Below are 26,851 nucleotides of genomic sequence, written 5' to 3'. Positions count from 1 at the left end.
CAGCGCAGCCCGCAGGGCTGGGTGATCGCCTAGAGGAACTTGAGGTCCGACGGCGCCGGCTGGTCGAAGGTCTGCACCACTTCACCGAGGGTGCCCTTGCGCGGGTCACGCTTGAACACCACGATCCGGTCACTTTTCTGGTTGGCCACCAGCAGGAAGTTGCCCGTCGGGTCCAGGGCGAACTCGCGGGGGTGGTCGCCCTCCACCGAGCGGCGCTGCAGCAAGGTGAGCTGGCCGTCGTTCTTGCCCACCGCGTACACCACGATCTGGTTGGCAGTGCCGCGGTTGCTCACATACAGAAAGCGCCCGTCGACCGACAGGTGCAAACCGCCGCCGGCCTTGGCGGCAGTGTCCTTGCTCTCGGTCAACGGCAGGCGCTGGCGCTCGCCCAGGGCGCCCTCCTGCACCTCGAACACCACCACTTCGGCGCTCATCTCAAGGGTGAGGTAGGCATGCCGGCCCTTGGCGTCGAACAGCAGGTGGCGCGGGCCGCTGCCGGGCGGCAGCGTTACCGAAGCGGGAATGGCCGGGCTCAGCGGGTGGTCGGGGCTGGCGCCGTCGTAGCGGTAGATGAACACCTTGTCCGCCCCCAGGTCGCAGGCATACAGGTGCTGGCCGTCCGGCGAGAGCACCAGCGAATGCACATGGGCACCGGCCTGGCGCTCGGGGTTGACCTTGCTCGGCGCGTGCCGCGCCTGCTGCACCACGGGCTTGAGCTTGCCGTCCTTCATCACCGGGATCACCACCAGGCTGCCACCGGGGTTTGCGGCAACGGCGTAGTTGGCGACGAACAGGTAGCGCTGGTCGTGGCTGAGGCTGGCGTGGGTGGGCTCGTCGCCCTGGCTCGACACCTGGTTCAGCGGGGTGATCTGGCCCTTGGCATCCACGGCAAAGCTGCTGACGTGGCCCTGGGGCGTTTCGTTGACCGCGAACAGCTGGCGCTGGTCGGCCGACAGCACCAGCCACGACGGGCTGACGCTCTTGACCACCTGTTGCGGCGTCTTGGCGATATGGCCGCTGCGGGTGTCGAAGTCGTAGCGGTAGATGCCCTGGCTGGCGCCATCGGTGTAACTGCCCACCAGCAGCACGGCGGCGTGGGCATCGAGTGCGAGGGTCATCAGGCTAGCGCTCAGCAGGCTCGTCCATTTGCGGTTCATCGTCTTCTTCGTCCGGGGCGCGGAAGGCACTCATACAGACTAGACGATGCTCGCCTTCGGCAGAGGCCAGCTGCCAGTCATCGCCGGCACCGGTGGCGGCAGCAACTTGCTCGGGGGTGAAGGCCCAGCGGCGCAGCTGGCGGCCGTCCATGCACTCGATGGTCAGGCCAGTGTCGTCGAAGGTGAAGTCGAAGGCGTGCAGGCCGTCGATCAGGAGCATGTCGCAGGCTGCGAGGGCGGTGGCGAGGGTCATGGGTTTGTCCGAAAAAATGGGTCGGGCATTATAACCAATGGGGCCGCTCTGCGGCCCTTCGCGGGCAAGCCCGCTCCCACAGGTACGGCGCTGGGCTTAGAGCCTGCACCTCACCTGTGGGAGCGGGCTTGCCCGCGAAGGGCTGCAAAGCAGCCCCATTTCACCCTTGAACGGCCCCTCAATGGGCGAAGATCGACCCACCCTCCTTGCCCGCCAGCTTTTCCGGCTTGATCAGGAAGCGCGCCAGCGCCGGCAGCAGCCACAGCGCGCCGAACATGTTCCACAACAGCATGAAGGTCAGCATCAGGCCCATGTCGGCCTGGAACTTGATGGCCGAGAAGATCCAGGTGCACACGCCGATGGCCAGGCACAGGCCGGTGAACAGCACCGCCTTGCCGGTGGAGCGCAGGGTCTCGTAGTAGGCCTCCTGCAGTGGCAGGCCGGCGCGCAGGAAGCTTTCCAGGCGGCTGTAGATATAGATGCCGTAGTCCACGCCAATGCCCACGCCCAGCGCGACGACCGGCAGGGTGGCCACCTTCACGCCGATGCCCATGAACGCCATCAGCGCGTTGCCCAGCACCGAGGTGAGCACCAGCGGCAGCACGATGCACAGGGTGGCGGCAAAGGAGCGGAAGGTGATCATGCACATCACCGCTACGCACAGGTAGACGAGGATGAGAATGGTCAGCTCGGCCGACTTGATCACCTCGTTGGTGGCCGCCTCGATGCCGGCGTTACCGGCCGCCAGCAGGAACTGCAGGCCGTCCTTGTTGTGGCTGTCGGCAAAGGCCTTGGCCGCGGCGGTCACCCGCTCCAGGGTTTCGGCCTTGTGGTCGTTGAGGAACACCAGCACCGGCGCCAGCGAGCAATCGGCGTTGTACAGGCCGTCCGCACGGGCGATGGAGTTGTTGAGGATGTCCGGGTTGCGCGACAGCGTCTCCCACTTCAGGCTGCCCTCGTTCATGCCCTTGATGACCTGCTTGGAGACGGTCACCAGCGAGATGGTCGACTGCACCCCGGGGGTGTTGTCCATGGCCCACATCAGCTCGTCGATCGGCGCCATGGTGCCGTGCACCGAGCACTGCTCGGCCGGGGTCTTGACCATGATCACCAGCACGTCGGAGCTGGTGGAATAGTTGCTGATGATGAAGCTGTTGTCCTGGTTGTAGCGTGAGTCCGGGCGCAGCTCCGGGGCGCCCTGGTCGAGGTCGCCGATCTTCAGGTTCTGGCTGTACCACAGGCCGCCGGCGAAGGCTACCAGGGCCAGGGCGATGGACACCGGTGCCACCTTGGGGCTGGCGAAGTTGGCCAGCAGGCGCCAGAACGGGTGCTCGCAGGTGGCGTCCTTCTTGCTGCGGGCGATGGCCTTCTGGCTGATGCCCACGTAGCTGATGGCCACCGGCAGCAGGATCAGGTTGGTGAACACGATCACCGCCACGCCGATGGAGGCGCCGATGGCCAGCTCGCGGATCACCCCGATGTCGATGATCAGCAAGGTGATGAAGCCCACGGCATCGGCCAGGATGGCGATCATCCCCGGCAGGAACAGCTGGCGGAAGGTGCGCCGGGCGGCGGTGAGGGCATTGTCGGCGTCACTGGACTGCAGGGCGATGCCGTTGATCTTCTGCACACCATGGGAGATGCCGATGGCGAAGATCAAAAACGGCACCAGCATCGAGTACGGGTCCAGGCCAAAGCCCACGGCATGCATCAGGCCCAGCTGCCAGACCACCGCCACCAGGGTGGTGATGAGCACGGCGATGGTGCTGCGGATGCACCAGGTGAACCAGTACAGCAGCGCCCAGGTGATCACCAGCGCCACGCCGAAGAACATCGCCACCATCACCAGGCCGTCGATCAGGTCGCCGACCTTCTTGGCGAAGCCGACGATGTGGATCTTCACGTCGGGGTTCTGCGCCTGGAACTTGTCGCGGATCTTTTCTTCCAGCTGGTGGGAGAACTGCTGGTAGTCGAGCTTGACCTGGCGCCCCGGGTCTTGCGGGTCGGGGTAGCTTTCCTGCAGCGGGATGTCGACGATGCTGGACTTGAAGTTGTTGGCCACCAGGCGCCCCACCTGGCCAGACTTGAGCACGTTGTCGCGCAGGGTGTCGAGGCTGTCCTGCGAGCCGTTGTAGGTGTTGGGGATCACCTCGCCGCCGGAAAAGCCCTCCTCGGTGACCTCGCTCCAGCGCACGCTGGGGCTCCACAGCGACTTGAGGCCGGCCCGGTCGACACCCGGGATGTAGAACACCTCGTCGTGGATTTGACGCAGGGTCTCCATGTAGTCCTTGTCGAAGATGTCACCCTTGGTCGATTCCACCGAAATGCGCACGGTGTTGCCCAGGTTGGCCAGGTCGTTGCGGTGCTGCATCATCTGCTCGATGAACGGATGCTGCAGCGGGATCATCTTTTCGAAGCTGGTGGAGGGGCGGATCTGCGTGGCCTGCCAGAACAGGAAAATGCTCACCAGCACGCAGATGGCGATGACCACCGGGCGGTTGTTGAAGATCAGCCGTTCCAGCAGGGTGGCCTTGTCCTTGTGCTGCATGTCGAAGCTCTCCCGGCTGGTCATGGGCGTGCCTCCTCTGCGCCGTTGGCGGTGGCCAGATGTACCCCACCCTGCCCCACCAGCAGCAGGCCACCACCGGCCAGGCCGCTGACGCCTGCCAGGGCGATGCGGTCGCTGCGATTGTGCACGCTGAAGCTCTGCCCGTCGTCGGTGCTGCGCAGCACGCTGCCGCCGTTGCCCACCAGCACCAGGCTGCCATCTTCGAGAAGCGTAGCGCTTGCCAGGCCGAATTCGAGGGGGCCACGTTCGGCCTTGAGCTCGATGGCTTGCCAGGTGTCGCCGAAATCGGTGCTGCGCAACAGGTTGCCGCGCAGGCCGTAGGCCAGCAGGGTACGTGGCTGGGCGGTGCCGATCACGCCGAACAGCGAGCCCTCGTAAGGGCCCTGCACCTTGCTCCAGGTCTGGCCGTCGTCGCTGGAGCGGAACATGCCGCCCTGCTCGCCGACGATGAACAGGCCGGCGTCCTTCACCTGGGTGATGGCGTTGAGGTGCAACTGGTCGGGGTTGTCCAGGCGCTCGGCGACGTCCTGCCAATGCTGGCCGCCGTCAGTGGTTTCGAGCAGTGCGCCGTAGGCGCCCACGGCGAAACCGCGCTGGGCATCGAGCATGCGCACGTCAAGCAACGGCGCTTCGCGCTCGAGGTCTTCGAACTGCTTGCTCCAGGTGGCGCCGCCATCGCTGCTGGCGAGAATCTGCGCGTCGTGGCCGACCGCCCAGCCGCGCTTGTCGTCGAGGAAGAACACCGCAGTGAGCAGTTGCCGGGTGGGTACCCGGGCCTGGGTCCAGGTCTTGCCCTGGTCATCGGAGAACAGGATGTGGCCGCGGTCGCCGACCACCACCAGGCGCTTGCCGGCATGAGTGGCGCCGATCAGCAGGCTTTGTGCGGCCTTGGCCGATTCCACCGAGTACTGCTCGGCGGCCACCGCCGCTTCCACATCGCTGGCGCCGATACCCAGCACCAGCGCCAGCATCGCGCCGGTCGCCAGCCTGCGGCGTGGCTTTAACCGCTCTCTCATGACTGCCCCCTGTTGTGTTCTTGTCGCGGGTCAATCTATTGCCAGGTGCTGTGAAAACCCTGTTCCAGAGCCCTGGAATAGCTTTTGGTCATGCTATCGGGATTGTCCGACAGAAAACAACGAGCGGGACGTTATGTTTTGTTAACCGCCCAAACAGCTGGGGCCGCTGTGCGCCCCTTCGCGGGCAAGCCCGCTCCCACAGGAATCGCATATACCCTGTGGGAGCGGGCTTGCCCGCGAAGGGCCGCGCAGCGGCCCCGGTTTTTCCAGGCTTACGCCAGGCTCTTGCTCACCACTTCATACACATCGCTGGACAGCGCACCGGAGGCGCGAATGCGCTCCAGCTCGCCCTTCATCAGCACCTGGCGCGCGTCGTCGTACTTGCGCCAGCGAGTCAGCGGCGCCAGCTGGCGCGAGGCGATCTGCGGGTTGAGGGCGTTGAGCTCGATCACCAGGTCCGCCAGGAAGCGGTAGCCCGAACCGTCGGCGGCGTGGAAGTTGACCAGGTTCTGCCCGGCAAAAGCGCCAACCAGCGCACGCACCTTGTTCGGGTTCTTCAGGGTGAACGCCGGGTGCTGCATCAGCGCCTTGACCCGCGCCAGAGCGCCCGGCTGGCTGCTTGCCGCCTGCACGCTGAACCACTGGTCCATGACCAGCGGGTTGTCCTTGAAGTGCTCGGCAAAGGCTTCGAGGGCCTTGGCGCGCTCGGCCTCGAACGGCGAGTTGACCAGCACCGCCAGAGCGGTGAGGCGTTCGGTCATGTTGTCGCAGTGCTCGAACTGCTCCAGGGTCGCCTCCAGCACCTGCGGTTTGCCCGACAGCATCAGGTACGACAGCGCGATGTTCTGCAGGCTGCGGCGGGCGAAGTGCTCGGCAGAGGCAACATACGCCGTTTTGCGCGATACCTCGCGGTTGGCCTGGTAACGGGCCCACAGGGCGTCGAACAGCTGCCCGGCGATTTGCTTGCGGGCAAACTCGCGGGCGGCGTGGATAGCATCCACATCGGCCACCTGGCTGATTTCGGTGAGGTAGGCCTCACCTGGCAGCGAAAGCATTTCGGCGACCATGGCCGGGTCCAGCGCTTCATTGCCCAGCACGCTGCCCAGGGCGGTGATCAGGCGCTGGTCGAGGGCGAGCGCTTCGCCGCGCTGGTGCTGGCCGATCAGTTCCTGCAGTACCTGCACCGCCAGCTGCTGCCCCGCTTCCCAGCGGTTGAAGCCGTCGCTGTCGTGCTGCATGAGGAACATCAGCTGGTCGCGGTCGTACGGGAAGCTCAGCTTGACCGGCGCGCTGAAGCCGCGCAGCAACGACGGCAACGGCTTGGCCTGGATGCCTTCGAAGGTGAAGGTCTGCTCGGCTTCGGTCACCGACAGCACGCGGCTGGTGCCGCTGGCTGCGCTTTCGCCGGCCAGTTGCAGGGGCAGGTCGTTGCCCTCGGCGTCCAGCAGGCCCAGGGCCACCGGGATCACGAACGGCAGCTTGGCTTGCTTGTCCGGGGTCTGCGGGCAGCTCTGGCGGAAGGTCAGGCTGTAACGCTGCGCAGCGGCGTCATACTGCTCGCTGACCTCCAGGCGCGGGGTGCCGGCCTGGCTGTACCAGCGCTTGAACTGGGTAAGGTCGACGCCGTTGGCGTCTTCCATGGCCTTGATGAAATCGTCGGTGGTCACCGCCTGGCCATCATGGCGCTCGAAGTACAGGTCGCTGCCTTTACGGAAGCCTTCTGCACCCAGCAGGGTGTGGACCATGCCCACCACTTCGGCGCCCTTCTCGTACACGGTCAGGGTGTAGAAGTTGGAAATCTCGATGAAGCTGTCCGGGCGCACCGGGTGGGCCATGGGGCCTGCGTCTTCGGCGAACTGGTGGGTACGCAGGTAGGCGACGTCCTCGATGCGCTTGACCGTGCGCGAGTTCATGTCGGCGCTGAACTCGGCGTCGCGGTACACCGTGAAGCCTTCTTTGAGCGACAGCTGGAACCAGTCGCGGCAGGTGACGCGGTTGCCCGACCAGTTGTGGAAGTACTCGTGGGCGACCACACCTTCGACCCGCTGGTGGGCGGCATCGGTTGCGGTTTCGGCGCGGGCCAGCACGCAGCTGGAGTTGAAGATGTTCAGGCCCTTGTTTTCCATGGCGCCCATGTTGAAGTCGTTGACCGCGACGATCATGAAGATGTCCAGGTCATACTCGCGGCCATAGACTTCTTCGTCCCAGCGCATGGACTTCTTCAGGCTGACCATGGCGTGGTCGCACTTGTCGAGGTTTTCCGGCTCGACATAGATGCGCAGGGTCACATCGCGGCCTGACTGGCGAACGAAGGTGTCTTCCTTGCACCAGAGGTCACCGGCTACCAACGCGAACAGGTAGGCCGGCTTCTTGAACGGGTCTTCCCAGGTGGCCCAGTGGCGGCCATCTTCTGCCGGGCCGCTGCCGACCGGGTTACCGTTGGAAAGCAGTACCGGGTAGCGGTGCTGCTCGGCGATCACCGTGGTGGTGAACACGCTCATCACATCCGGGCGGTCGAGGTAGTAGGTGATCTTGCGAAAACCCTCGGCCTCGCACTGGGTGCAGAACATCTTGCCCGACTTGTACAGGCCTTCCAGCGCGGTGTTGCTCTCGGGGTGGATCTTCACGCTGGTGTCGAGGGTGAAGCGCTCGGCTTGCGGATGCACGGTCAGGGTGCTGTCGTCCAACTGGTAGTCGCCGGCGGCCAGCGCCTGGTCGTCCAGTTGCACGCTCAGCAGCTCCAGTTGCTGGCCGTCGAGCACCAGCGGCGGCAAGCCGGCGCCGCGCTCGGGGTTGCGGCGCATGACCAGTTGCGCATGGACCAGGCTGTGGTCCTCGAACAGCTCGAAGGTCAGGTGCGTCTCGTCGATCAGGTACTCGGGGGCCTGATAGTCCTTGAGGTAGATCACTTGCGGTTGTTCGGTACGCATGGTGACGATCCTTTACTGGAGCACGGCCAACTGGTAGGCCGTGTACTTGCGAATGTTGATCACGCCGGTGTCGAAAATCAGGTACTGGCCCTTGATGCCCAGCAGCGTGCCCTCCACCACCGGGTTCTTGTCCAGGTTGAAGCTCGCGATCTTTTGCGGGTAAGCCTGAACCGGGTAGTTCATCTGCACCACTTCGGCGTCCGGCAGCGGCTGGATGGCCTGCAGCCCGAAGCGCTCCTGCAAACCGCGAATGCCGTCGGCACAGGCGTCGAAGATCTGCTCGCGGATGGCCGGCAGGTCCAGCACTTCGGCGTCACCCTTGAGCAGCGCGCGCCAGTTGGTGCGGTCCGGCACCTGGCTGCGCAGCACGTCTTCGAGCAGGCCCGATTGCTGGCGGGTGGCCACACGCATGATCGGCAGCGCCTGGCTCGCGCCCTGGTCGAGCCAGCGGGTGGGCAGCTGGGTGGCGCGGGTGATGCCGACCTTGATGCCCGAGGAGTTGGCCAGGTACACCACGTGGTCGGTCATGCAGAACTGCTCGCCCCACGACGGCTCGCGGCAGGTGCCGGCGTCGTAGTGGCATTTTTCCGGGGCCATGATGCACACGTCGCACTGGGCCAGCTTGGTCATGCACGGGTAGCAGTAACCCTGGCTGAAACTGGTCTTGGTGCGTTTGCCGCAGTGGATGCAGTGGATGGCGCCGAGGTATTCCAGGCGGATCGACTGGCCGATCAGCGGGTTTACCGGCACCTGGGTGTCGTCCAGGCGAAAACTGTACTGCACGACCGGTGCTTCCAGACGCACCGCCATCTTGCTCAAAGAGCCACGAGCGAGTTCGATCAATGTACCGAGTCCGACTTGAACAGGATGTTGGCGATTGGCGCCGACTTGGAGGCGCATTCCTGCGGGCCCATGTAGCCGGTGCGCTGCTCTTCGGGAAGGTTTTGCATCTCCCAGGCGATCACGGCCTGCAGCGACAGCTCTTTCTGCTCGGTGGTGAGCTTGCGGCCATCGGACCATTTGCCGATTTCCACGGCCGTTTTCAGGCTTTCGTAGATTTCCGGGGTGATGTTTTCGATCATTTGCGCGAATGTGGACATGCTGTCTCCTCAGTCAGGCGGCTAGTTTACGCCGGGCGATCATTCCACCCAATAGGCCCGTCAGGCATCCGATGAGCAGGCCACCCACATGGGCGGCGTTGGCGATTTCGCCAAAGCCCAGCTTGCCGACCACGCCGCTCAGGCACACCAGCAGCCAGATCAGCATCATCCCCAGCACGCCGCGGGGCAGGCTGAACTGCGGGCTGGGCGCCAGCTTGTGGTACAGCCATACATGCCCGAGCAAGCCGTACAACACCCCCGACAGCCCGCCGAACAGGCCCGGGCCACTGGAAAAGTGCTGGGCCAGGTTGGACACCAGGCTGAACAGCAGGGTCAGTGCCAGCAGCATCAACGGGCCCTGGCGCGACTCGATGCGCCGGCCCAGTTCCCAGTACCACATGCCGTTCATGGCCAGGTGCAGCACGCCAAAATGCAGCAGCATCGGCGACACCAGGCGCCACCACTGGCCCTCGGCCAGGCTTTGGGCAAAGCCTGTGAAATACAGGTACTCGCCCTGCACCTGGAACGGCAGGAAGCTGAACCAGGCAATGGTCGCGAGGTTGTCGCCCAGGTTGGTGATACCGGCCACCAGCAGGCACAGGAACAGGGTGAAGGTGGTGACCTTGGCCGCGCGGGCCTGCTCTTTCAGCGAGGGCCGCGTGGGCGCCAGCGCCGGCAAGCCGCTATCGGCAAGCTGCAGGTCGGCATTGCCGTCGGGGTAGCGCTGGTAGAGCTCGTGCACATCGGCGGCGATCGCCTGCGGCGCCCACAGCACCTGCTCCTCGCCCTCCTCCACCACCCGGTGCGGTACCTGCAGGCGGCGCAGCAAGGCGACGAAGCCGGCCAAATCGACCGACAGCGGCAGGCGCAATACCTCGACCGCGCTCATTGGCTGGCCTGCGGGCGTTCGACGTCGACCCAGACGAACTTGTGCGGGTCAATGCGGGTTTCGTCATCCAGGCGGTAGGCGGCCAGCTTGCCGTACAGCACGGCGCTGTAGTCCAGGCACGCCAGGTTGTCGCGGATCGGCGCCGGGCGGCCACTGCGCCAGTAGTGGCCGACGAACAGCAGCGGCTCGTCCGCCCCGTAACGCAGCAGGGCGTTCTTCTGGCTGTGGCTGAGCGGCGCGCGGGCCACTTCGTCGGGCAGCGCGTCGGGCTGGAAGACAATGTCGCCGTAGGTTTGCGGGTCTTCCTCCCAGAACTTGGTGCGGAAGAACGCCCGGGTCAGGCCGTCACCACCGGTAAGCGTAAGGCCATCAGGCAGGCGCATGTCGGTGCCGCGCAGCAGGCGGTTGCACACCGTGGCGGCGAAGCTGCCGCTGACCGCCGAGGCCTGGACGAAATGCTCGTCGATGCAGCCGTTGGGGTACTGCTGGCGCAGCGGGGCGATCAGTTGCGGGTCCCAGCAGGCGTGCACCAGGCGAAAGCGCCCGGCATCGACGAACAGCGGCAGCTCGTAAAACCAGTTGATGAAGTCGTGCCAGTCGCCGGGGTGCTGGGCGAACTGGGTGAGGGTCTCGTCGATCAGCCGGGCATGGCGCGGGGTGTGCTCGCGCACATGGGCCTTGTCGCTGCCGGGCAACCCCGGGGTGACCCAGCCGAGCGCGTTGTACTCGTGGTTGCCCATGATGCAGAAGGCCTGGCCGGCCTCGACCATGTCGTGGACGATGTGCAGCGCCTCGCGAATGCGCGGGCCGCGGTCGACGATGTCGCCGAGAAACAGCGCCTGGCGCCGCGGGTGGCGCCATACCCCGCCGGTGCGCTTGTAGCCGAGCGCATCGAGCAGGCGTTCGAGGGTGTGCGCGCAGCCATGCACGTCACCGATGATGTCGAAACTGCGCGCCGGATCGAGCATCAGTCGTCCCTGCCCCCCAGGCGGCTGCCCCAGCCGAGCTTGGTGCGGCAGACCTCGTAGTAGTTGTGGTCCAGCGGGTGGATCAAGCGCAGTTTTTGCGGCTTCTTGCTCACCGTGATGGTGTCACCAGGGGCGCAGGTGAAGTGGTTCTGGCCGTCACAAGAGACCTGCGGGTAGATCTGCAGGTCGTTGGCCACCACGATTTTCAGCTCGCTGTTGCCGTCCACCACGATTGGCCGGCCCGACAGGGTGTGCGGGTACATCGGCACGATGACGATGGCGTCGAGCTTGGGGTGCATGATCGGGCCGCCGGCCGACAGCGCGTAGGCCGTGGAACCGGTGGGGGTGGCGACGATCAGGCCGTCGGCCTTCTGGCTGCAGACGAACTGGCCGTCGATATGGATTTCGAATTCGATCATCCGCGTCGATTTGCCCGGGTGCAGCACCACGTCGTTGAGCGCATCGCCCTGGCCGATGGCCTCGTGATGGCGGCGCACCTCGGCTTGCAGCAGGAAGCGGTTTTCGACCAGGTAGTGGCCGTCGAGCACTTCGGCGACTTTTTCTTCCAGCTCGTCAGGGCGAATGTCGGTGAGAAAACCCAGATTGCCGCGGTTGATGCCCAGCACCGGGATGTTGTGGCGGGCCAGGGCGCGGGCGGCGCCCAGCAGGCTGCCGTCGCCACCGACCACGATCACCAGGTCGCAGACCTCGCCCAAAAGCTTGCGGGTGGAGGTTTGCAGGCCGTGGCCGGGCAGTACTTCGGCGATGGTGTCCTCGAGGATCACGTGCAGGTGGCGCTCGAGGAGGAATTTTTTCAGTCGGCGAATGGTGTCGAGCACCTGGGAGCTGCCAAGGCGTCCGATGATACCGATATTGCGAAATTGCTCCATGGTGCTCCTGCGAGGCTCTGCGGCGGGGTGACAATAGCGGGATTATGGGCGAAACGACCGGCCAGCGGCAAACCGGCTATGCTCGCTGGATGACGCCTTTTGCCCACCTCGAGCCCCTGCCCCGCCGCCTGCGCCACCCTGCAGTGCGCGACCTGGCCTGGGTGCTGCTGTCTGCGCCGCTGCTGGGCGATGCCCCGTGTCGCCAGCGCCACCCGCTGGCGGGCAGCACCTGGGCCGATGAACCTCAGCGCCTGGCCGCCTGGCTGCATGCACTGGACCATGACCCTGTGCCCTTGCTGGCCTGGCTCACGCGCCTGACCAGCCGGCGCCTGGGCCTGTACTACGAACACCTGTGGCAGTTCGCCCTGCAGCAGGCCCCGGGCATCGAACTGCTGGCGGCCAACCTGGCGATCCGCGAAGGCGGGCGCACCCTGGGCGAACTGGACATTCTGTTGCGTGACCGCGAAGGCGACCATCACCTGGAACTGGCGATCAAGCTGTACCTGGGCCCGCCGGCAGGCGATGGCCAGGACCCCGCGCAGTGGCTGGGCCCCGGCTGCCATGACCGGCTGGGCCTGAAGCTTGCGCACCTGGCCGGGCACCAGTTGCCGATCTCGGCGCAGCCACACAGCCGCGAAGCCTTGCACGGGCTGGGCATAGAGCACGCTCAGGCGCACCTGTGGCTGGGTGGCTACTTGTTCTACCCTTGGCCGGGCCATGCCGAACCACCGGCAGGCGCCCACCCGCGGCACCTGCGCGGGCGTTGGCTGCACCGGCGCGACTGGCCGCTGGGCGCCGGGCACTGGCAGCCACTGGCCAGGCACAGCTGGCTGGCGCCGGCGCGGGTCGAGGCAGGCAGTTGCTGGGCGCCAGGGCAGTTCGAGGACTGGTTGCAAGGGCTCGACGAAATGGCGCCGGCGCAGTTGCTGGTGCGCCTTGAAGAAGATGAAAACGGCACCTGGCAGGAGGCCGAGCGGGTGTTTCTGGTGGCCGACAGCTGGCCGAATCTGGGCGGGTGATCGGGGTTGGCAGAGCTGTGCACTTGCCCCGGAACAACACAATTTTTACAGCCAACCATTACGATAATCGCCAGGCGCCAGCAAGAGCGCCCCTACCGACCTGATGACGAGGACCCACCATGGTTTCATCCACTCCCGCGGCCCACTACGCGCGGCCGTCGATCGTGCTGCACTGGCTGATGCTGGTGCTGCTGGCGGCGGTCTACGCCTGTATCGAACTGCGCGGCCTGTTCCCCAAGGGCAGCGCCGAGCGCGACCTGATGAAAGACCTGCACTTCATGCTTGGCCTGAGCGTGTTCGTGCTGGTGTGGCTGCGCCTGGCCATGCGCCTGTCGCGCCCGACCCCGCCGATCATACCCAAGCCACCGGCCTGGCAGACGGGCCTGTCGCACCTGGTGCACCTGCTGCTGTACCTGATGATGATCGGCCTGCCGCTGGCTGGCTGGGCGATCCTCAGCGCCGCCGACAAGCCGATCCCGTTCTACGGCCTGGAGCTGCCGGCCATCACATCCCCCGACCCGGACCTGGCCAAGTTCATCAAGGGCTGGCACGAGCGCATCGGCAGCTGGGGCTATTGGCTGATCGGCCTGCATGCGGTGGCCGGGCTGTACCACCACTATGTGCGCCGCGACAACACCCTGCTGCGCATGCTGCCCTACAAATAACCGCGCCGCCCCTGCAGGCCACCGGTATGCACGAACACCAGGCGGCTGCCGGGGGCGAAACGCCCGGCTTGCACTTGTTCGCGCAGCGCCAGCAGGGCCTTGCCGGTGTACAGCGCCTCCAGCGGCATATGGGCCTCGCGCTCGCTCTGCGCGATGAACGCCAGCAGTTCGTCGTCGATGCGGGCAAAGCCGCCACGGCTGGCGTCGTGCAACTCATAGCCCTGAGTGCCGACCAACCCCGCGACCGTTTCTGCCACCCCATGGCCTGCCGGCACCGCCAGGGCGCCATGCACCGGGTGCCGGCCCGCCTCTGCCAGCACCAGGCCGGCCAGCGTCGTGCCGGTACCGGCGGCCAGCCACCAGGCGTGGTAATCATCCCAACCCACACTGGCCAGTTGAGCCTGGCATTGCTGGATGATCAGTGCACAGCCCTGGGCGCCGGGCATGCCGCCACCGCCTTCGGGGATGCAGTGCCAACCAGGGTACAGGGCCTGCCAGGGTTGCCAGAATTCGGGGAGATGGCGCTCGCGGTAGCCGCCATAGCCCAGCCAGTGCAGGGTCATGCCCAGCGCACGCAGGTCGCGCACGGTGGGGGTGTCCTGCTCGTGGCCGCGCAGCAGGCCGGCGGTGGCGAAGCCGAAGCGTTTGCCGGCGGCGGCAAGGGCGTGCAGGTGGTTGGAGTGGTTGCCACCCAGGCTGATCAGGCCAGGGGCCGACGCTTGCCGAGCCTCGATGAGATGGTGGCGGAGCTTGAACCACTTGTTGCCGCTGATCAGTGGGTCGATCTGGTCCAGTCGCAGGGCCGCGAGCTCGACACCGGCAGGCTGGAGCCAGGGCAGGTCGAGGCGTTGCAGGGGGGCGTCAGGGAGAGAGAATTCGGGCATGGCACGAGTTTATCAGCTGCCTGGGCATTGCAACGCGGTGGATGGCACCGGCTTTGCCGGTGTTCGCGGCTAAAGCTCCCACAGGTCAGGCGCAGAATTCAGGCCTGGCGCCATCCTGTGGGAACTGCGGTGCGATAGCCAGGCGATTACAGCTCGGCAGCCAACCGCGACCCCTGGTTGATGGCCCGCTTGGCATCCAGCTCGGCGGCCACGTCAGCGCCACCGATCAGGTGCACCGACTGCCCCGCCGCCAGCAACCCTTCGTGCAACTCACGCAGCGGGTCCTGGCCTGCGCACACGACAATGTTGTCCACCGCCAGCAACTGCGGCTCGCCCTCGCCGATGCGCACGTGCAGGCCGGCATCGTCGATGCTCAGGTATTCCACGCTGTTGAGCATCTGCACCTGCTTGTTCTTCAGCCCCGTGCGGTGGATCCAGCCGGTAGTCTTGCCCAGGCCGTCGCCCACCTTGGTTTTCTTGCGCTGCAGCAGGTACACCTGGCGCGCCGGGGCATGCGGCTCGGGCTGCACGCCCGCCACACCACCACGGGCTTCAAGCTGGGTGTCGATGCCCCACTCCTTCCAGAACGCCTCGCGGTCCTGGCTGGTGGCCACCCCCTTGTGCACCAGGTACTCGGACACATCGAAGCCAATGCCGCCCGCGCCGATCACCGCCACCCGCTCGCCCACCGGCTTGCGCTGCAACAGCACATCCAGGTAGCTGAGCACCTTGGGGTTGTCGATGCCGGGGATGGCCGGGGTGCGCGGGGCGATGCCGGTGGCCAGGATGACCTCGTCAAAGCCGCCAGCCACCAGCGCCTGCACATCCACGCGGGTGTTCAGGCGCAGATCGACGCCGGTGCTGCGCAGCTTGTTGGCGAAGTAACGCAGGGTTTCGAAGAACTCCTCCTTGCCCGGCACGCGCTTGGCCACGTTGAACTGCCCGCCGATCTCGCCGGCGGCGTCGAACAGGGTCACCTCATGGCCACGCTCGGCTGCCACGGTGGCAGCCGACAGGCCGGCGGGGCCTGCGCCCACCACGGCAATGCGCTTGACCGCACGCACCGGCAGGTAGTTGAGCTCGGTCTCGTGGCAGGCGCGGGGGTTGACCAGGCAACTGGTGAGCTTGCCGCCGAAGGTGTGGTCGAGGCAGGCCTGGTTGCAACCGATGCAGGTGTTGATCTCGTCACCGCGGCCGGCAGCGGCCTTGTTGACGAAGTCCGGGTCGGCGAGGAACGGCCGGGCCATGGAAACCATGTCGGCATCACCCTCGGCCAGTACCGCCTCGGCCACTTCCGGGGTGTTGATACGGTTGGTGGTGATCAGCGGGATACCCACCGCGCCGCGCAGTTTGGCGGTGACCTTGCTGAACGCCGCCCGCGGCACCTTGGTGGCGATGGTCGGGATGCGCGCCTCGTGCCAGCCGATACCGGTGTTGATCAGGGTGGCGCCAGCCTGCTCGATGGCCTTGGCCAGTTCGACGATCTCGTCCCAGTTGCTGCCACCCTCGACCAGGTCGAGCATCGAAAGTCGGAAGATGATGATGAACTCGCGCCCGACCGCCTCGCGTACCCGGCGCACGATCTCCACCGCCAGGCGCATGCGGTTCTGGTAATTGCCACCCCAGCGGTCGGTGCGATGGTTGGTGTGGGCGGCGAGGAACTGGTTGATGAAGTAACCTTCAGAGCCCATCACCTCGACCCCGTCATAGCCAGCGCGCTGGGCCAGGCTTGCGCAGTTGACGAAATCGCGGATCTGCTTCTCGATGCCGTCCTCGTCCAGCTCGCGCGGTTTGAATGGGTTGATCGGCGCCTGGATGGCGCTGGGTGCCACTTGCTTGGGGCTGTAGGCGTAGCGCCCGGCATGCAGGATCTGCAGGCAGATCTTGCCACCGGCAGCATGCACCGCTTCGGTGACGATGCGGTGTTTGTCGGCTTCTTCCTCGGTGCTCAGCTTGGCCGCGCCCGAGTACACCCCACCCTCCTCGTTCGGTGCGATGCCGCCGGTGACCATCAGGCCCACACCACCACGGGCACGCTCGGCAAAGTAGGCTGCCATGCGCTCGAAACCGCCCGGGCGCTCTTCCAGGCCGGTGTGCATAGAGCCCATCAGGGTGCGGTTGCGCAAGGTGGTGAAACCCAGGTCGAGCGGGGCCAGCAAATGCGGGTAAGCTTGGGTAGCCATGGATGGACTCCACAGTTGGCGTGATCACGGAATGCAGGCGCCTCTACCGGCTTGGCGGGGCCTGTCGCTTGTCTGCCATGGACATTAAACAGGCGTTTGAATGCGCTCAATGATCGAAACTGACAACTTATTGATCACGCTGCACAGCAGGCTTACCCTAGACCACCTCATTTCTTACAGCGCCGACTGCTTCCCATGCAAAAACTGCTCGCCAGCGCCCTGGCGCTGGTCATCATCGCCGGCCTTTGCGGCTATGGCTTCTGGACCTTGCAACGCCCGCAAGGCCACTACCTGTCCGATCTGCGCATCACCCTGGCGCTGAACCAGGGAGCGCCGGGCGAGCACGGCAACCTGCTGGGGGTCGAGCCGCTGTTGTTCCCAAGCGACTACCAGAACCTCACGCGCCTGCACCGCAAACTGTCCGCCTACCTGGACCAGGCCCGCGCCCAGGGGCTGGTCAACGCCCGCACGGTGGTGGTGCTGCCCGAGCACATCGGTACCTGGCTGTGGGCCCGGGGGGAGAAGAAAGAGCTGTACCAGGTAACCCAGCGCCGCGAAGCCTGGCAGTGGCTGGAGCTGAGCAACCCGATACGCTACGGCCTGGCCATGCTGGCCGCCCAGGGCGATGACCGACGCACCGATGCCCACCTGCGTATGAAGGCCGGGCAGATGGCCGCCGATTATCAACAACTGTTCGGCGGGCTGGCGCGCGAATACGGCGTAACCCTGGTGGCCGGCTCGATCATCCTGCCCGCCCCCTATGTGGAAAACGGCGTGCTGCACGCGGGCAGCGGGCCGCTGTTCAATGCAAGCGTGGTGTTCGCAGCCGACGGTTCGATACTGGGGCAGCCTCAGTACCAGCAATACCCGGACAGCGAAACCCGCCGCTATGTCCAAGGCGGCCAGCAGCACCCCTTGCAAGTGCTGCAGACCCCCGCCGGGCGCCTGGGCGTGCTGGTGGGCAGCGACAGCTGGTACCCGGCCAACCATCAGCAACTGGCCGCACAGTCAGTGCAACTGATCGCCAACCCGGTGTTTCTCAGCGGCAAACACAGCTGGCAGGCACCGTGGCGCGGCAACCGCCACCAGGACGCGGCCAGCACCCTGGCGCTGCTGCGTGGCCAGGTCAGCGAGCAGGACGCCTGGCAGCAGCTCACCCACAGTGCCGGCAACGGCATCAGCAGCATGAGCGTGTTCCTGCGCGGGCAGTTCTGGGAGCAGGCCGGCGACGGCCAGGGGTTCGCCCACCAGGGTGCTGCCTTGTGGGCCGGCAGCGCCAGCCCCGGCGCGCGCCTGCTCAACCTGTGGCTGTAGCGCCATGACCCGCGCACGGGTACGCCTGGGGGACCTGTCGGTCGGTTTCGTGCAGCCGCTGGGCGACGCCCTGCTCGCCCTCGGCCACGACCCACGGCCGCTGCTGTTGCGCTACGGGCTCGACGAAAAACGCCTGGCCGAGCCCGGCGCACGGCTGTCGATCCCCCGCTACATGCACTTGGGCCACGCAGCCATTGCCCTGTGCGGCGAGCCTGGGCTGGGCCTGCACATGGGTCGGCTGAGCCGTCTGGCCCAGGCCGGGCTGGCCGGGGTCACCGCTGCCCAGGCCCCCACCCTGGGCGATGCCGCCCGCACACTGCTGCGCTTCGAACCGCTGTATGCCGCCAACTACCGCGGCCAGTCGAGCTTTCACGAGGACGGTCAGGGGGCGTGGCTGCGGTTCTATTCGATCAGCCCATACAACCGCTACAACCGCTTCGTGGTCGACTCGCTGCTGGCCGGCTGGCTGGCGCAACTGGGTACGTTGGCCGGCAGGCCAGTGCAGGCTGAGCGCCTGGAGATCGAGTTCGACGCCCCGGACTATGCCACGCAGTACCAGAACCTGTGCAGCGGCCCGGTGCAGTTCGCTGCCAGTGGCAACCAGCTGCGCCTGGATGCCGCCACCCTGGCGCTGGCCAACCCGCAACATTGCCCGAGCACCTGGCAGCACCTGCTGCAGTTGTGCGAGGCGGAGCTGGCACAACGCACCCGGGTGCGCGGCCTGGGCGAGCGCATCGTGCACCTGCTGGGGCCGCTGCTCAATGGCGGACGCGAGCCGGACCTGGAGGAGGTGGCGCAGCACCTGCACCTGCCCACCTGGACCTTGCGCCGCAAGCTGGCCGAAGAGGGCACGCGCTTTCGCGACCTGCTCAACGACACGCGGCGCGACTTGGCCGAAGCCTATATCCGCGATACGGAACTGGCTTTCGGCGAAATCGCCTATCTGTTGGGGTTTGCCTCGGCCGAGGCGTTCCAGCGCGCATTCAAGCGCTGGAGCGGGCTGACGCCGGGGGAATATCGCCGCAGGCAGCGGCTGGCGGGTTAGGGTTTGTATGAAAAGTCGCCGAGCGGCGATCAGGCAAGGCGAAAACAGGCGAGGAACGGCCGGGGTCGCGTTCGACCGGAGTCGCGCTCGACTTTACGGGTTGTAAATGAGTATTCCGACCGGGCTGGCGCACCAGCCTGTTTTCAACGCAGCATGATCGTCGCGCAGGCACTTTTCGTACAAAGCCTAAAGCTCGGTGGCGTCGTCGGCGGGCTCCGGCATATCCAGCTCGTAGGCCTGAAATTCCAGCAGTTCTTCCTGATACTCGTCCATTGGCTGCTTCCTCTGTGTTCGCTCGTCGTTCATCGGTCTGGCTTCACCCTATTTCAGCGGGGTGACGCTTTGATGACAGGCCTTGAGGGATAAACGTAGCAGCGTGTGGGGAAGTTATCGATGGCTGATGACTCAGGCCCCGCGCATTCCCTGTGGGAGCGGGTTTACCCGCGAAACAGACGACGCGGTGCCTGGCACTGGCTATGCCGTAGTTCGCGGCTAAAGCCGCTCCTACAGAGGTCGCGTCAATTCGACGGGCGGCAAAGGCTGCACCTTACAGCGAAGCCGGCGCCGCCTCGCTTTGCGGGGCCTGTTGCTGCACCTGAATCGGCGCGGCTTCGACGGGCGGCGCAACAGGCTGCGAGCCCTGGCTGTCATCAACTACCGGTGCGGCAGGTGCCTCACTGGCGGGCACGGCGGTTGCTGGCGGTTCGCTGGCAGGTGCCACGCTTGCAGGCGCAGGCTCCGGCGCGCTCACGGCAACCGGCGCGGCAGGTTGCGGGGCCGGCGCCAGTGCAGCGGGCGCAGGTTCCGGCAGGCCGAGGTCCTGGGCGGGCTTTTCAAGCTTGGCAGGTTCGGCCTCGGGCTTTTTCACTTTCTTCGGTTTTGGCAGGTAGCTTTCCACCAGGGCGAAGTAGCGGTCATAGAACTGGGGGGCAGTTACCGTCTCGCTGGCGACCTTGACCATGGAGTCGTCGGAGGAGCCGATCGGCATCGATACCGAACCCAGCACACCCACCCCAAGGCTTGCCGAGGTGTTGGACTTTTTCAGGGTGTAACGGTCCTGCAGCGCGTTCGCGAACATGGTGGAGCGCTGCTTGTCGCTCATGTCGGGCACGCAGGTGATGTTGAAGCTGATCTGCATGTGGTTTTCGGCGGTCTGCTGGAAGCTCTTGTTGCCGGCCACCTGGCTCGCATCACTGCTGGTGATGATGTAGCCCTGGCTGAGCAGCGCACGACGCGCTGCTTCACAGGACCCGGCCTCGCTGACCGAAAAGCTGCGGGAGAAGGTGCCCGAGTCGTCGAAGTTCTCGTGCTCGTACATGGCAGGCTTCTTCGAGGAGCAACCGGTCACGCCCGCCAGCACCAGGGCCAGCCCGAGCGCACCGTAGACGGATGATCTGGACATCGTGAATTCCGGGGTAAATCGAACGGCGCCTATTGTGCAACACATCCACGGGCCTTCGAAACCTTGAGCGCGCAAGGTTCATGTAAAGTCCGGTAAAACCGGCAGCCAACAGCAGGAATTTTCATACACAACTCAGAGACCTCCCCTACAGCAATTACTAGCGCCGCCTGACCGAAAAAATCGGCCTTGCTGAATAGACTCGTGTGCCCCCAATGAATGCATCGCATCAGGACCCACGATGAAAAACCTTTCGGTACGCCTGAAACTGCTGCTGGGCCTGGCGCCCCTGCTGGTGCTGGTCACTGCCCTGGCCGCCATTGCCGTACTCAGCCTGTCGGCCCTCACACACCGCGCCGAACGGCTGGTATCGGTGAACTACATCCTCGACCACCTCAACGACTTACGCGCCGCACAAATGGCCTATGCCCTCACCGGCGAGCCTGCCGAGCTGCAGACGCTGGGCAAGGCTCAGCAACAGATCGACGCACTGATTGCTGAAAACCTGGCCAAAATGCCCTACCCCCAGGCCCAGGCCAGCCTGCCTGCAATCCGCCGGATCATGCAGGGCTACCAGCAAACCCTGCAGCACGCACTGGACAGCAATGGCCGGCAGCTGCAGGTGGGCATTGGCAAGCAACTGACAGCGCAGGTGGCCCAGGCCATCGACCAGGTGAACGCGCTGATCAGCGAGCAGAACCTGCGCAGCGCCCAAGAGCTGCGGCAGCGCTCACAGCTGATGCTGGGCATATTCCTGGCCACCGTTCTGTTGGCCGGGCTGGTCGCCTGGTTGCTGGTCCGGCAGATCTGCAGCCCCTTGCAGCAAGCCCTGGGCATGGCCCAGCGCATTGGCGCAGGCGAGCTGCAAGAAAGCCCGGTCGCGCACCGGCGCGACGAGTTCGGCCAGTTGCTGCAAGCACTGCAGCGCAGTAGCGCCAATCTGCGGAACACCCTGCAGCAGGTCAGCCAGGTCAGTGCGCGGCTGTCGGGCGCCGCAGCCTCGCTGACCGGGGTAATCGAGCGCACCAGCCAGGGGGCAGCCAGCCAACAGGCCGAAACCAGCCAGGTGGCCACCGCAATGGGCCAGATGGCCTGCGCCGTACAGGAAGTGGCGCATAACAGTTCGCTGGCCAGCGAGGCCACCCGCCAGGCCAGCGACAAAGCCGACCTCAGCCTGCGTGTGGTGTGCGATACCCAACAGCAGATCACCCAGCTGGCCAGCGATATCGGCACCAGCACCGAAGCGGTGCAGCAGCTCTCGGCCTCCGCCGAGCAGATCGGCGGCATCATGACGGTGATCCAGTCCGTGGCCGAGCAGACCAACCTGCTGGCGCTAAATGCCGCGATCGAGGCCGCCCGTGCCGGCGAGGCCGGGCGCGGGTTTGCCGTGGTTGCCGACGAGGTGCGCAGCCTGGCTCAGCGCACCCAGCACTCCAGCGCCGAGATCGAAACCCTGGTCGCCACTCTGCAGGACGATGCCCGGCATGCTGTCGAGCGCATGCACGGCAATCGCAACAGCGCCGGGGCAACGGTCACCCTGGCCAACCAGGCCAGCGAGGCGCTGCAGGTCATCACCGCCAGCGTCGACGACATCCAGGGCATGAACCAGCAGATCGCCGCCAGCACCGAACAGCAGAACGCCGTGGTGCTGACCATCCAGCAGAACGTGGAAAACGTGCGCGATGTGGCGCAAGGCTCACTGAGTGCCACGCGCGAGGTACAGGCGGCAGCCGTCGAGCTGAAAGGGCTGGGTGAAGAGCTGCAGGGGTTGCTGGGGCAGTTCAGGCTTTGAGAGGGCGTGACGATTGGTGTTGGCTGTGCCGGCCTGATCGCAAGCAAGCCTACTCTCATGGAACAAACTACAACTCATTGATTTAACACGGTCCCTGTGGGAAGCGGCCTTGCCGGGGCGCCGTCCGGTCGAGATGGGGCGCGAAGCGGCCCCAAGGTCTCGGCCTCATGCAAGATTGCCGGGGCTGCTGCGCAGCCCATCTCGACCGGACGGAGCCCCGGCAAGGCCGCTTCCCACAGAGACCGTGGAGCATCTGCGAGACCAGTTCTCTGCGCGACAGCGCAGCCCCGAGGGCCGGGTGATCTCCTACAGGGGTGGGCCGGCTTGCGGGAGCAGAAACAAAAAAAGCGACCCGAAGGTCGCTTTTTTGTTTGCACCAAGCTGTTCAAGGGGCTTGGTGCGCAAGATGGCGCAGCGGACGGGACTCGAACCCGCGACCCCCGGCGTGACAGGCCGGTATTCTAACCGACTGAACTACCGCTGCGTATCGTTCGGGCTTGCACCCGATTGAAACTGGGATCTGAGCTTTCAAGCGTTAAAACGCGAAAGCCAGGCACAAAAAAGGCGATTTGTGATCGCCTTTTCTGGTTCGCTTCAAGCTGTTCAAGGGGCTTGATGCAGAAGATGGCGCAGCGGACGGGACTCGAACCCGCGACCCCCGGCGTGACAGGCCGGTATTCTAACCGACTGAACTACCGCTGCGTATCGTTCAGGCTTGCGCCTGATTGAAACTGGGATCTGGCCTTGCGGCCTCAGACCGGTGTAAACACCCATCTGGAGAAAAGTGGCGCGGCGGACGGGACTCGAACCCGCGACCCCCGGCGTGACAGGCCGGTATTCTAACCGACTGAACTACCGCCGCGCATAGCTGGACTTGCGTCCTGTTCCTCTCTGCCAACGGCTTCTATAAGAAGCTGCTGAACCAGGAACGTCTCAGGAAGTGGTGGGTGATGACGGGATCGAACCGCCGACCCTCTGCTTGTAAGGCAGATGCTCTCCCGGCTGAGCTAATCACCCCCGCGATGTTGCTTGTTGCGTTTGCTTCGCTGAGGCCGCGAAATTTACGCAGGTACCGATGCTAAGTCAATAGCCCCATTGAAGTTTTTTTAAAAAAGATGAAAAAAGGGAGGTGCTGGCGAAGGCTGATCGCGGGGCAAGCCCACGCCCACGGCAATGCACACAAGGCCCGCGCACAAAAAAAGGGCCTTTCGGCCCCTTTCTGTTGTATCTCAATAACTTACCGCTCAGGTGTAGATCATCTTGCGGCTCATGCCGCCATCGACCACAAATTCCTGGCCAGTGACGAAGCCCGACTGGCGCGACAGCAACCAGGCCACCAGTGCCGCGACGTCTTCCACCGTCCCTACCCTGCCCGCCGGATGCTGGGCATGGTCGGCGTCGGTCAGCGGTTCGGCGCGGCGTTGCGACGGGTCGCGGGCATCGATCCAGCCCGGGCTCACCGCATTGACGCGAATCTCCGGGCCAAGGCTCATGGCCAGGGCGTGGGTCAAGGCCAGCAGGCCACCTTTACTCGCGGCATAAGCCTCGGTATCGGGTTCGGACTGCCGCGCGCGGGTCGAGGCCAGGTTGACGATGGAGCCACCATGGGCGCGCAGGTACGGCGCACAGTGCTTGGCCAGCAGCATCGGGCCATTCAGGTTGACCGCCAGCACACGGTTCCACTGGGCAAGCGACAGGCTTTCCAGCGTCTGGTTGTGCGGGTTGGCGATGGCGGCATTGCTGACCAGCGCATCCAGGCGGCCGAACTGGCCGAGCACCTGGGACACCCCGGCGCTGACCTGCGCCTCGTCAGCCACATCCATGGCAATGAACAAGGCGTTGTCACCCAGCGCCTCGGCCACCTTGGCGCCGCGCTGGCGATCGAGATCGCTGAGCACCACCTGCCAGCCTTCGCAGATCAGCCACGCGGCGATACCCAGGCCGATGCCGCGGGCGGCACCGGTGACCAGGGCGACCCGGCCGTTATGGCCTGGCCCACCGCCGCGGATTTCCATCACAGTGCCGCCAGCCCACGGGCGAGGTCCGCCTGCAGGTCGGCAACGTCTTCCAGGCCCACGGCAACCCGGATCAGGCTGTCGCGGATACCCGCTGCTTCACGCTCCTGCGGCGTCAAGCGGCCGTGGGAGGTGGTGGCCGGGTGGGCGATGGTGGTCTTGCTGTCACCCAGGTTGGTGGTGATGGAGATCACCCGGGTGGCATCGATGAAGCGCCAGGCGCCCTCTTTGCCGCCCTTCACCTCGAAGCTGACCACCGCACCGAAGCCGCTCATCTGGCGCTTGGCCAATTCGTGCTGCGGGTGGCTCGGCAGGCCGGCGTAATGCACCTTCTCCACGCCGTCCTGTTGCTCCAGCCATTCAGCCAGCACCTGGGCGCTTTCGCAATGCGCGCGCATGCGCAGCTTCAGCGTTTCCAAACCCTTGGTGAATATCCAGGCGTTGAACGGGCTGAGGGTCGGGCCTGCGGTACGCAAAAAGCCCACCACTTCTTTCATCTGCTCGGCACGGCCGGCAACCACACCCCCCATGCAACGGCCCTGGCCGTCGATGAACTTGGTGGCCGAGTGGAACACGATATCGGCACCGAGCTTGAGCGGCTGCTGCAAGGCCGGGGTGCTGAAGCAGTTGTCTACCACCAGCATGGCGCCACGGGCGTGGGCGATTTCGGCCAGCGCACTGATGTCGACCAGTTCGGCCAGCGGGTTGGACGGCGACTCGACGATCAGCAGCTTGGTGTTGGCCTTGATGGCCTTCTCCCAGCCGCTCAGCTCGACCAGCGGCACATAGTCCACCTGCACGCCAAAACGCTTGAAGTACTTCTCGAACAGGCTGATGGTCGAGCCGAACACGCTCTGCGACACCAGCACGTGGTCACCGGCGCTGCACAGCGACATGACCACGGCAAGAATTGCCGCCATGCCGGTGGAGGTAGCGACCGCCTGCTCGGCACCTTCCATCGCCGCCAGACGCTCTTCGAACGCCCGCACGGTGGGGTTGGTGTACCGCGAGTAGACGTTGCCGGGTGTTTCGCCGGCAAAGCGCGCGGCCGCGTCGGCGGCCGTGCGGAAAACATAGCTGGAGGTCAGGAACAGCGCTTCGCTGTGCTCGGCCTCCGGTGTACGGTTCTGACCAGCGCGCACCGCCAGGGTGTCGAAACCGACACCCTCGAGGTCACTGTCCAGTCGTCCGGCATCCCATTGATCCGTCATGCCGTGGCTCCCAAATCAGTTGTTGTACAGGTCGATGATCGCGCTGACAGCCTGGTTCTTGACCTTGGCCAGGTCGTTACGGGCCTGTTCGATGCGGTCCAGGTAGGCCGCATCGATGTCACCGGTGACGTATTCACCGTTGAACACCGCGCAATCGAAGTGATCGATCTTGATCTTGCCGCCACCGACCGAGTCGATGAGGTCCGGCAGGTCCTGGTAGACCAGCCAGTCGGCGCCGATCAGTTCGCCCACCTGTTCGGTGGTCCGGTTATGGGCGATCAGTTCGTGGACACTCGGCATGTCGATGCCGTAGACGTTCGGGTAGCGTACCGCAGGGGCTGCGGAGCAGAAGTAGACGTTCTTGGCGCCAGCTTCGCGGGCCATCTGGATGATCTGCTTGCAGGTGGTGCCGCGCACGATCGAGTCATCCACCAGCATTACGTTCTTGCCGCGGAATTCCAGCTCGATGGCGTTGAGCTTCTGGCGCACCGATTTCTTGCGCGCGGCCTGGCCGGGCATGATGAAGGTACGGCCGATGTAGCGGTTCTTGACGAAGCCTTCGCGGAACTTCACGCCCAGGCGGTTGGCCAGCTCCAGGGCGGCGGTGCGGCTGGTGTCGGGGATCGGAATGACCACGTCGATGTCGTGCTCGGGGCGCTCGCGCATGATCTTGTCGGCGAGTTTTTCACCCATGCGCAGGCGGGCCTTGTACACCGAGATGCCGTCGATGATCGAGTCCGGGCGCGCCAGGTAGACGTGCTCGAAAATGCACGGCTGCAGTTTTGGCGCATCGGCGCACTGCTTGGTGAACAGCTGGCCTTCTTCGGTGATGTACACCGCTTCACCCGGGGCCAGGTCACGGATCAGGGTAAAGCCGAGCACGTCCAGAGCGACGCTTTCGGAGGCGATCATGTATTCCACGCCTTCGTCAGTGTGACGCTGGCCGAACACCACCGGGCGAATGCCGTTGGGGTCGCGGAAGCCGACGATGCCGTAGCCGGTGATCATCGCCACCACCGCGTAGCCGCCGACGCAGCGGCTGTGCACGTGGGAAACGGCGGCAAACACGTCTTCCTCGGTGGGCTGCAGCTTGCCGCGCACCGCCAGCTCATGGGCGAATACGTTCAACAGCACTTCGGAGTCGGAGTTGGTGTTGACGTGGCGCAGGTCGGACTCGTAAATCTCCTTGGCCAACTGCTCGACGTTGGTCAGGTTGCCGTTGTGCGCCAGGGTGATGCCATACGGCGAGTTGACGTAGAACGGCTGGGCCTCGGCCGAGGTGGAGCTGCCCGCGGTGGGGTAGCGCACGTGACCGATACCGATGCTGCCGACCAGGCGCTGCATGTGGCGCTGCTGGAAGACGTCGCGCACCAGGCCGTTATCCTTGCGCAGGAACAACCGGCCGTCATGGCTGGTCACGATACCGGCAGCGTCCTGGCCGCGGTGCTGGAGGACCGTAAGCGCGTCATACAGCGCCTGATTGACGTTCGACTTACCGACGATACCGACGATGCCACACATGCGACGCAACCCCTACTTTGATGAAACTTGA

The 26,851-nt window shown here is 65.2% G+C and carries 21 protein-coding genes and 4 tRNA genes; 5 read left to right on the top strand and 20 right to left on the bottom strand.

What is annotated here, in order from left to right; translation table 11 throughout:
- Positions 1-29: 29 nt before the first annotated feature.
- The 10 genes from KSS93_RS11505 to KSS93_RS11460 form a co-directional block, all read right to left on the bottom strand.
- Positions 30-1,157, bottom strand: coding sequence for a lactonase family protein (locus KSS93_RS11505; RefSeq protein ID WP_217888366.1), 1,128 nt, complete (start codon positions 1,155-1,157; stop codon positions 30-32).
- Positions 1,123-1,410 (bottom strand): DUF5629 family protein, encoded by a 288-nt coding sequence (locus KSS93_RS11500; RefSeq protein ID WP_225917332.1) that lies wholly within the window; start codon positions 1,408-1,410, stop codon positions 1,123-1,125. Before KSS93_RS11500 ends, KSS93_RS11505 begins: the two co-directional genes overlap by 35 nt.
- A 178-nt stretch (positions 1,411-1,588) precedes the next feature.
- Positions 1,589-3,982 (bottom strand): efflux RND transporter permease subunit, encoded by a 2,394-nt coding sequence (locus KSS93_RS11495; protein ID WP_217888365.1) that lies wholly within the window; start codon positions 3,980-3,982, stop codon positions 1,589-1,591.
- Positions 3,979-4,995, bottom strand: coding sequence for a YCF48-related protein (locus KSS93_RS11490; RefSeq protein WP_217888364.1), 1,017 nt, complete (start codon positions 4,993-4,995; stop codon positions 3,979-3,981). The genes KSS93_RS11495 and KSS93_RS11490 overlap by 4 nt, the downstream gene beginning before the upstream one ends.
- A gap of 272 nt (positions 4,996-5,267) precedes the next feature.
- Entirely contained in the window at positions 5,268-7,925 is a 2,658-nt protein-coding gene (gene pepN, locus KSS93_RS11485) for an aminopeptidase N (protein WP_217888363.1), read from the bottom strand.
- 12 nt (positions 7,926-7,937) lie between these two features.
- Positions 7,938-8,768 carry a DUF2797 domain-containing protein gene (locus KSS93_RS11480; RefSeq protein WP_217888362.1) on the bottom strand — a complete coding sequence of 277 codons (831 nt, stop codon included), beginning with the start codon at positions 8,766-8,768 and terminating at the stop codon, positions 7,938-7,940.
- Positions 8,765-9,025, bottom strand: coding sequence for a YeaC family protein (locus KSS93_RS11475; RefSeq protein WP_217842485.1), 261 nt, complete (start codon positions 9,023-9,025; stop codon positions 8,765-8,767). The genes KSS93_RS11480 and KSS93_RS11475 overlap by 4 nt, the downstream gene beginning before the upstream one ends.
- Positions 9,026-9,038: 13 nt before the next feature.
- Entirely contained in the window at positions 9,039-9,914 is an 876-nt protein-coding gene (locus KSS93_RS11470) for a rhomboid family intramembrane serine protease (protein ID WP_217888361.1), read from the bottom strand.
- Positions 9,911-10,882 (bottom strand): metallophosphoesterase, encoded by a 972-nt coding sequence (locus tag KSS93_RS11465; protein ID WP_217888360.1) that lies wholly within the window; start codon positions 10,880-10,882, stop codon positions 9,911-9,913. Before KSS93_RS11465 ends, KSS93_RS11470 begins: the two co-directional genes overlap by 4 nt.
- Complete coding sequence (locus tag KSS93_RS11460; RefSeq protein WP_217842482.1) at positions 10,882-11,772, bottom strand: NAD(+) kinase; 891 nt, start codon at positions 11,770-11,772, stop codon at positions 10,882-10,884. The genes KSS93_RS11465 and KSS93_RS11460 overlap by 1 nt, the downstream gene beginning before the upstream one ends.
- A gap of 44 nt (positions 11,773-11,816) precedes the next feature.
- On the opposite strand from KSS93_RS11460, the gene KSS93_RS11455 reads away from it, so the two are divergent.
- Both KSS93_RS11455 and KSS93_RS11450 read left to right on the top strand, forming a co-directional pair.
- Positions 11,817-12,791 carry a DUF1853 family protein gene (locus tag KSS93_RS11455; RefSeq protein ID WP_217888359.1) on the top strand — a complete coding sequence of 325 codons (975 nt, stop codon included), beginning with the start codon at positions 11,817-11,819 and terminating at the stop codon, positions 12,789-12,791.
- A 119-nt stretch (positions 12,792-12,910) separates the two neighbouring features.
- Positions 12,911-13,456: a cytochrome b gene (locus tag KSS93_RS11450; protein ID WP_217888358.1), complete on the top strand. Its 546-nt coding sequence runs from the start codon at positions 12,911-12,913 to the stop codon at positions 13,454-13,456.
- Here the strand turns inward: KSS93_RS11450 and KSS93_RS11445 are convergent.
- Positions 13,447-14,340, bottom strand: a complete 894-nt coding sequence (locus KSS93_RS11445; RefSeq protein ID WP_217888357.1) for a 1-aminocyclopropane-1-carboxylate deaminase/D-cysteine desulfhydrase — start codon at positions 14,338-14,340, stop codon at positions 13,447-13,449. The two genes, KSS93_RS11450 and KSS93_RS11445, sit on opposite strands and share 10 nt — an antisense overlap.
- Positions 14,341-14,486: 146 nt before the next feature.
- Positions 14,487-16,523: an NADPH-dependent 2,4-dienoyl-CoA reductase gene (locus KSS93_RS11440; RefSeq protein ID WP_217888356.1), complete on the bottom strand. Its 2,037-nt coding sequence runs from the start codon at positions 16,521-16,523 to the stop codon at positions 14,487-14,489.
- A gap of 195 nt (positions 16,524-16,718) precedes the next feature.
- Here KSS93_RS11440 and KSS93_RS11435 point away from each other — a divergent pair, with 195 nt between their 5' ends.
- Together KSS93_RS11435 and KSS93_RS11430 are read left to right on the top strand one after the other, a co-directional pair.
- Positions 16,719-17,837 (top strand): nitrilase-related carbon-nitrogen hydrolase, encoded by a 1,119-nt coding sequence (locus tag KSS93_RS11435; RefSeq protein ID WP_217888355.1) that lies wholly within the window; start codon positions 16,719-16,721, stop codon positions 17,835-17,837.
- A gap of 4 nt (positions 17,838-17,841) precedes the next feature.
- A complete protein-coding gene (locus KSS93_RS11430) occupies positions 17,842-18,882 on the top strand; it encodes an AraC family transcriptional regulator (RefSeq protein WP_217888354.1) in 1,041 nt (346 codons plus the stop codon).
- Between the two features lie 547 nt (positions 18,883-19,429).
- Here the strand turns inward: KSS93_RS11430 and KSS93_RS11425 are convergent.
- The gene (locus KSS93_RS11425; protein ID WP_217888353.1) at positions 19,430-20,284 is read right to left on the bottom strand and encodes a DUF2242 domain-containing protein; all 855 of its coding nucleotides are present in this window, start codon (positions 20,282-20,284) and stop codon (positions 19,430-19,432) included.
- A 238-nt stretch (positions 20,285-20,522) separates the two neighbouring features.
- Here KSS93_RS11425 and KSS93_RS11420 point away from each other — a divergent pair, with 238 nt between their 5' ends.
- Complete coding sequence (locus tag KSS93_RS11420) at positions 20,523-22,073, top strand: methyl-accepting chemotaxis protein (RefSeq protein WP_217888352.1); 1,551 nt, start codon at positions 20,523-20,525, stop codon at positions 22,071-22,073.
- A 407-nt stretch (positions 22,074-22,480) separates the two neighbouring features.
- Here KSS93_RS11420 and KSS93_RS11415 read toward each other — a convergent pair.
- The 7 genes from KSS93_RS11415 to purF form a co-directional block, all read right to left on the bottom strand.
- Positions 22,481-22,557: transfer RNA gene (locus tag KSS93_RS11415), tRNA-Asp, on the bottom strand.
- A 141-nt stretch (positions 22,558-22,698) separates the two neighbouring features.
- Positions 22,699-22,775, bottom strand: a tRNA-Asp gene (locus KSS93_RS11410).
- 83 nt (positions 22,776-22,858) lie between these two features.
- A tRNA-Asp gene (locus KSS93_RS11405) sits at positions 22,859-22,935 on the bottom strand.
- A 79-nt stretch (positions 22,936-23,014) separates the two neighbouring features.
- Positions 23,015-23,090 (bottom strand) — tRNA-Val (locus tag KSS93_RS11400).
- Between the two features lie 227 nt (positions 23,091-23,317).
- Positions 23,318-24,088, bottom strand: coding sequence for an SDR family oxidoreductase (locus KSS93_RS11395; protein ID WP_217842472.1), 771 nt, complete (start codon positions 24,086-24,088; stop codon positions 23,318-23,320).
- Positions 24,088-25,299, bottom strand: a complete 1,212-nt coding sequence (locus KSS93_RS11390) for an O-succinylhomoserine sulfhydrylase (RefSeq protein ID WP_217888351.1) — start codon at positions 25,297-25,299, stop codon at positions 24,088-24,090. The genes KSS93_RS11395 and KSS93_RS11390 overlap by 1 nt, the downstream gene beginning before the upstream one ends.
- 15 nt (positions 25,300-25,314) lie before the next feature.
- Positions 25,315-26,820, bottom strand: coding sequence for an amidophosphoribosyltransferase (purF, locus tag KSS93_RS11385; RefSeq protein WP_217842470.1), 1,506 nt, complete (start codon positions 26,818-26,820; stop codon positions 25,315-25,317).
- Positions 26,821-26,851 lie beyond the last annotated feature (31 nt).

Source organism: Pseudomonas xanthosomatis, from assembly GCF_019139835.1.
Taxonomy (GTDB): domain Bacteria; phylum Pseudomonadota; class Gammaproteobacteria; order Pseudomonadales; family Pseudomonadaceae; genus Aquipseudomonas; species Aquipseudomonas fakonensis.
The sequence above is the reverse complement of the archived record's forward strand: the minus strand, read 5'-3'. Positions and strand labels throughout refer to the sequence as shown.

Coding starts and splice junctions, on each gene's coding strand:
- KSS93_RS11505 (WP_217888366.1), bottom strand. CDS start 1,157: ATGAACCGCAAATGGACGAGCCTGCTGAGCGCTAGCCTGATGACCCTC.
- KSS93_RS11500 (WP_225917332.1), bottom strand. CDS start 1,410: ATGACCCTCGCCACCGCCCTCGCAGCCTGCGACATGCTCCTGATCGAC.
- KSS93_RS11495 (WP_217888365.1), bottom strand. CDS start 3,982: ATGACCAGCCGGGAGAGCTTCGACATGCAGCACAAGGACAAGGCCACC.
- KSS93_RS11490 (WP_217888364.1), bottom strand. CDS start 4,995: ATGAGAGAGCGGTTAAAGCCACGCCGCAGGCTGGCGACCGGCGCGATG.
- pepN (WP_217888363.1), bottom strand. CDS start 7,925: ATGCGTACCGAACAACCGCAAGTGATCTACCTCAAGGACTATCAGGCC.
- KSS93_RS11475 (WP_217842485.1), bottom strand. CDS start 9,025: ATGTCCACATTCGCGCAAATGATCGAAAACATCACCCCGGAAATCTAC.
- KSS93_RS11470 (WP_217888361.1), bottom strand. CDS start 9,914: ATGAGCGCGGTCGAGGTATTGCGCCTGCCGCTGTCGGTCGATTTGGCC.
- KSS93_RS11465 (WP_217888360.1), bottom strand. CDS start 10,882: ATGCTCGATCCGGCGCGCAGTTTCGACATCATCGGTGACGTGCATGGC.
- KSS93_RS11460 (WP_217842482.1), bottom strand. CDS start 11,772: ATGGAGCAATTTCGCAATATCGGTATCATCGGACGCCTTGGCAGCTCC.
- KSS93_RS11455 (WP_217888359.1), top strand. CDS start 11,817: ATGGGCGAAACGACCGGCCAGCGGCAAACCGGCTATGCTCGCTGGATG.
- KSS93_RS11450 (WP_217888358.1), top strand. CDS start 12,911: ATGGTTTCATCCACTCCCGCGGCCCACTACGCGCGGCCGTCGATCGTG.
- KSS93_RS11445 (WP_217888357.1), bottom strand. CDS start 14,340: ATGCCCGAATTCTCTCTCCCTGACGCCCCCCTGCAACGCCTCGACCTG.
- KSS93_RS11440 (WP_217888356.1), bottom strand. CDS start 16,523: ATGGCTACCCAAGCTTACCCGCATTTGCTGGCCCCGCTCGACCTGGGT.
- KSS93_RS11435 (WP_217888355.1), top strand. CDS start 16,719: ATGCAAAAACTGCTCGCCAGCGCCCTGGCGCTGGTCATCATCGCCGGC.
- KSS93_RS11430 (WP_217888354.1), top strand. CDS start 17,842: ATGACCCGCGCACGGGTACGCCTGGGGGACCTGTCGGTCGGTTTCGTG.
- KSS93_RS11425 (WP_217888353.1), bottom strand. CDS start 20,284: ATGTCCAGATCATCCGTCTACGGTGCGCTCGGGCTGGCCCTGGTGCTG.
- KSS93_RS11420 (WP_217888352.1), top strand. CDS start 20,523: ATGAAAAACCTTTCGGTACGCCTGAAACTGCTGCTGGGCCTGGCGCCC.
- KSS93_RS11395 (WP_217842472.1), bottom strand. CDS start 24,088: ATGGAAATCCGCGGCGGTGGGCCAGGCCATAACGGCCGGGTCGCCCTG.
- KSS93_RS11390 (WP_217888351.1), bottom strand. CDS start 25,299: ATGACGGATCAATGGGATGCCGGACGACTGGACAGTGACCTCGAGGGT.
- purF (WP_217842470.1), bottom strand. CDS start 26,820: ATGTGTGGCATCGTCGGTATCGTCGGTAAGTCGAACGTCAATCAGGCG.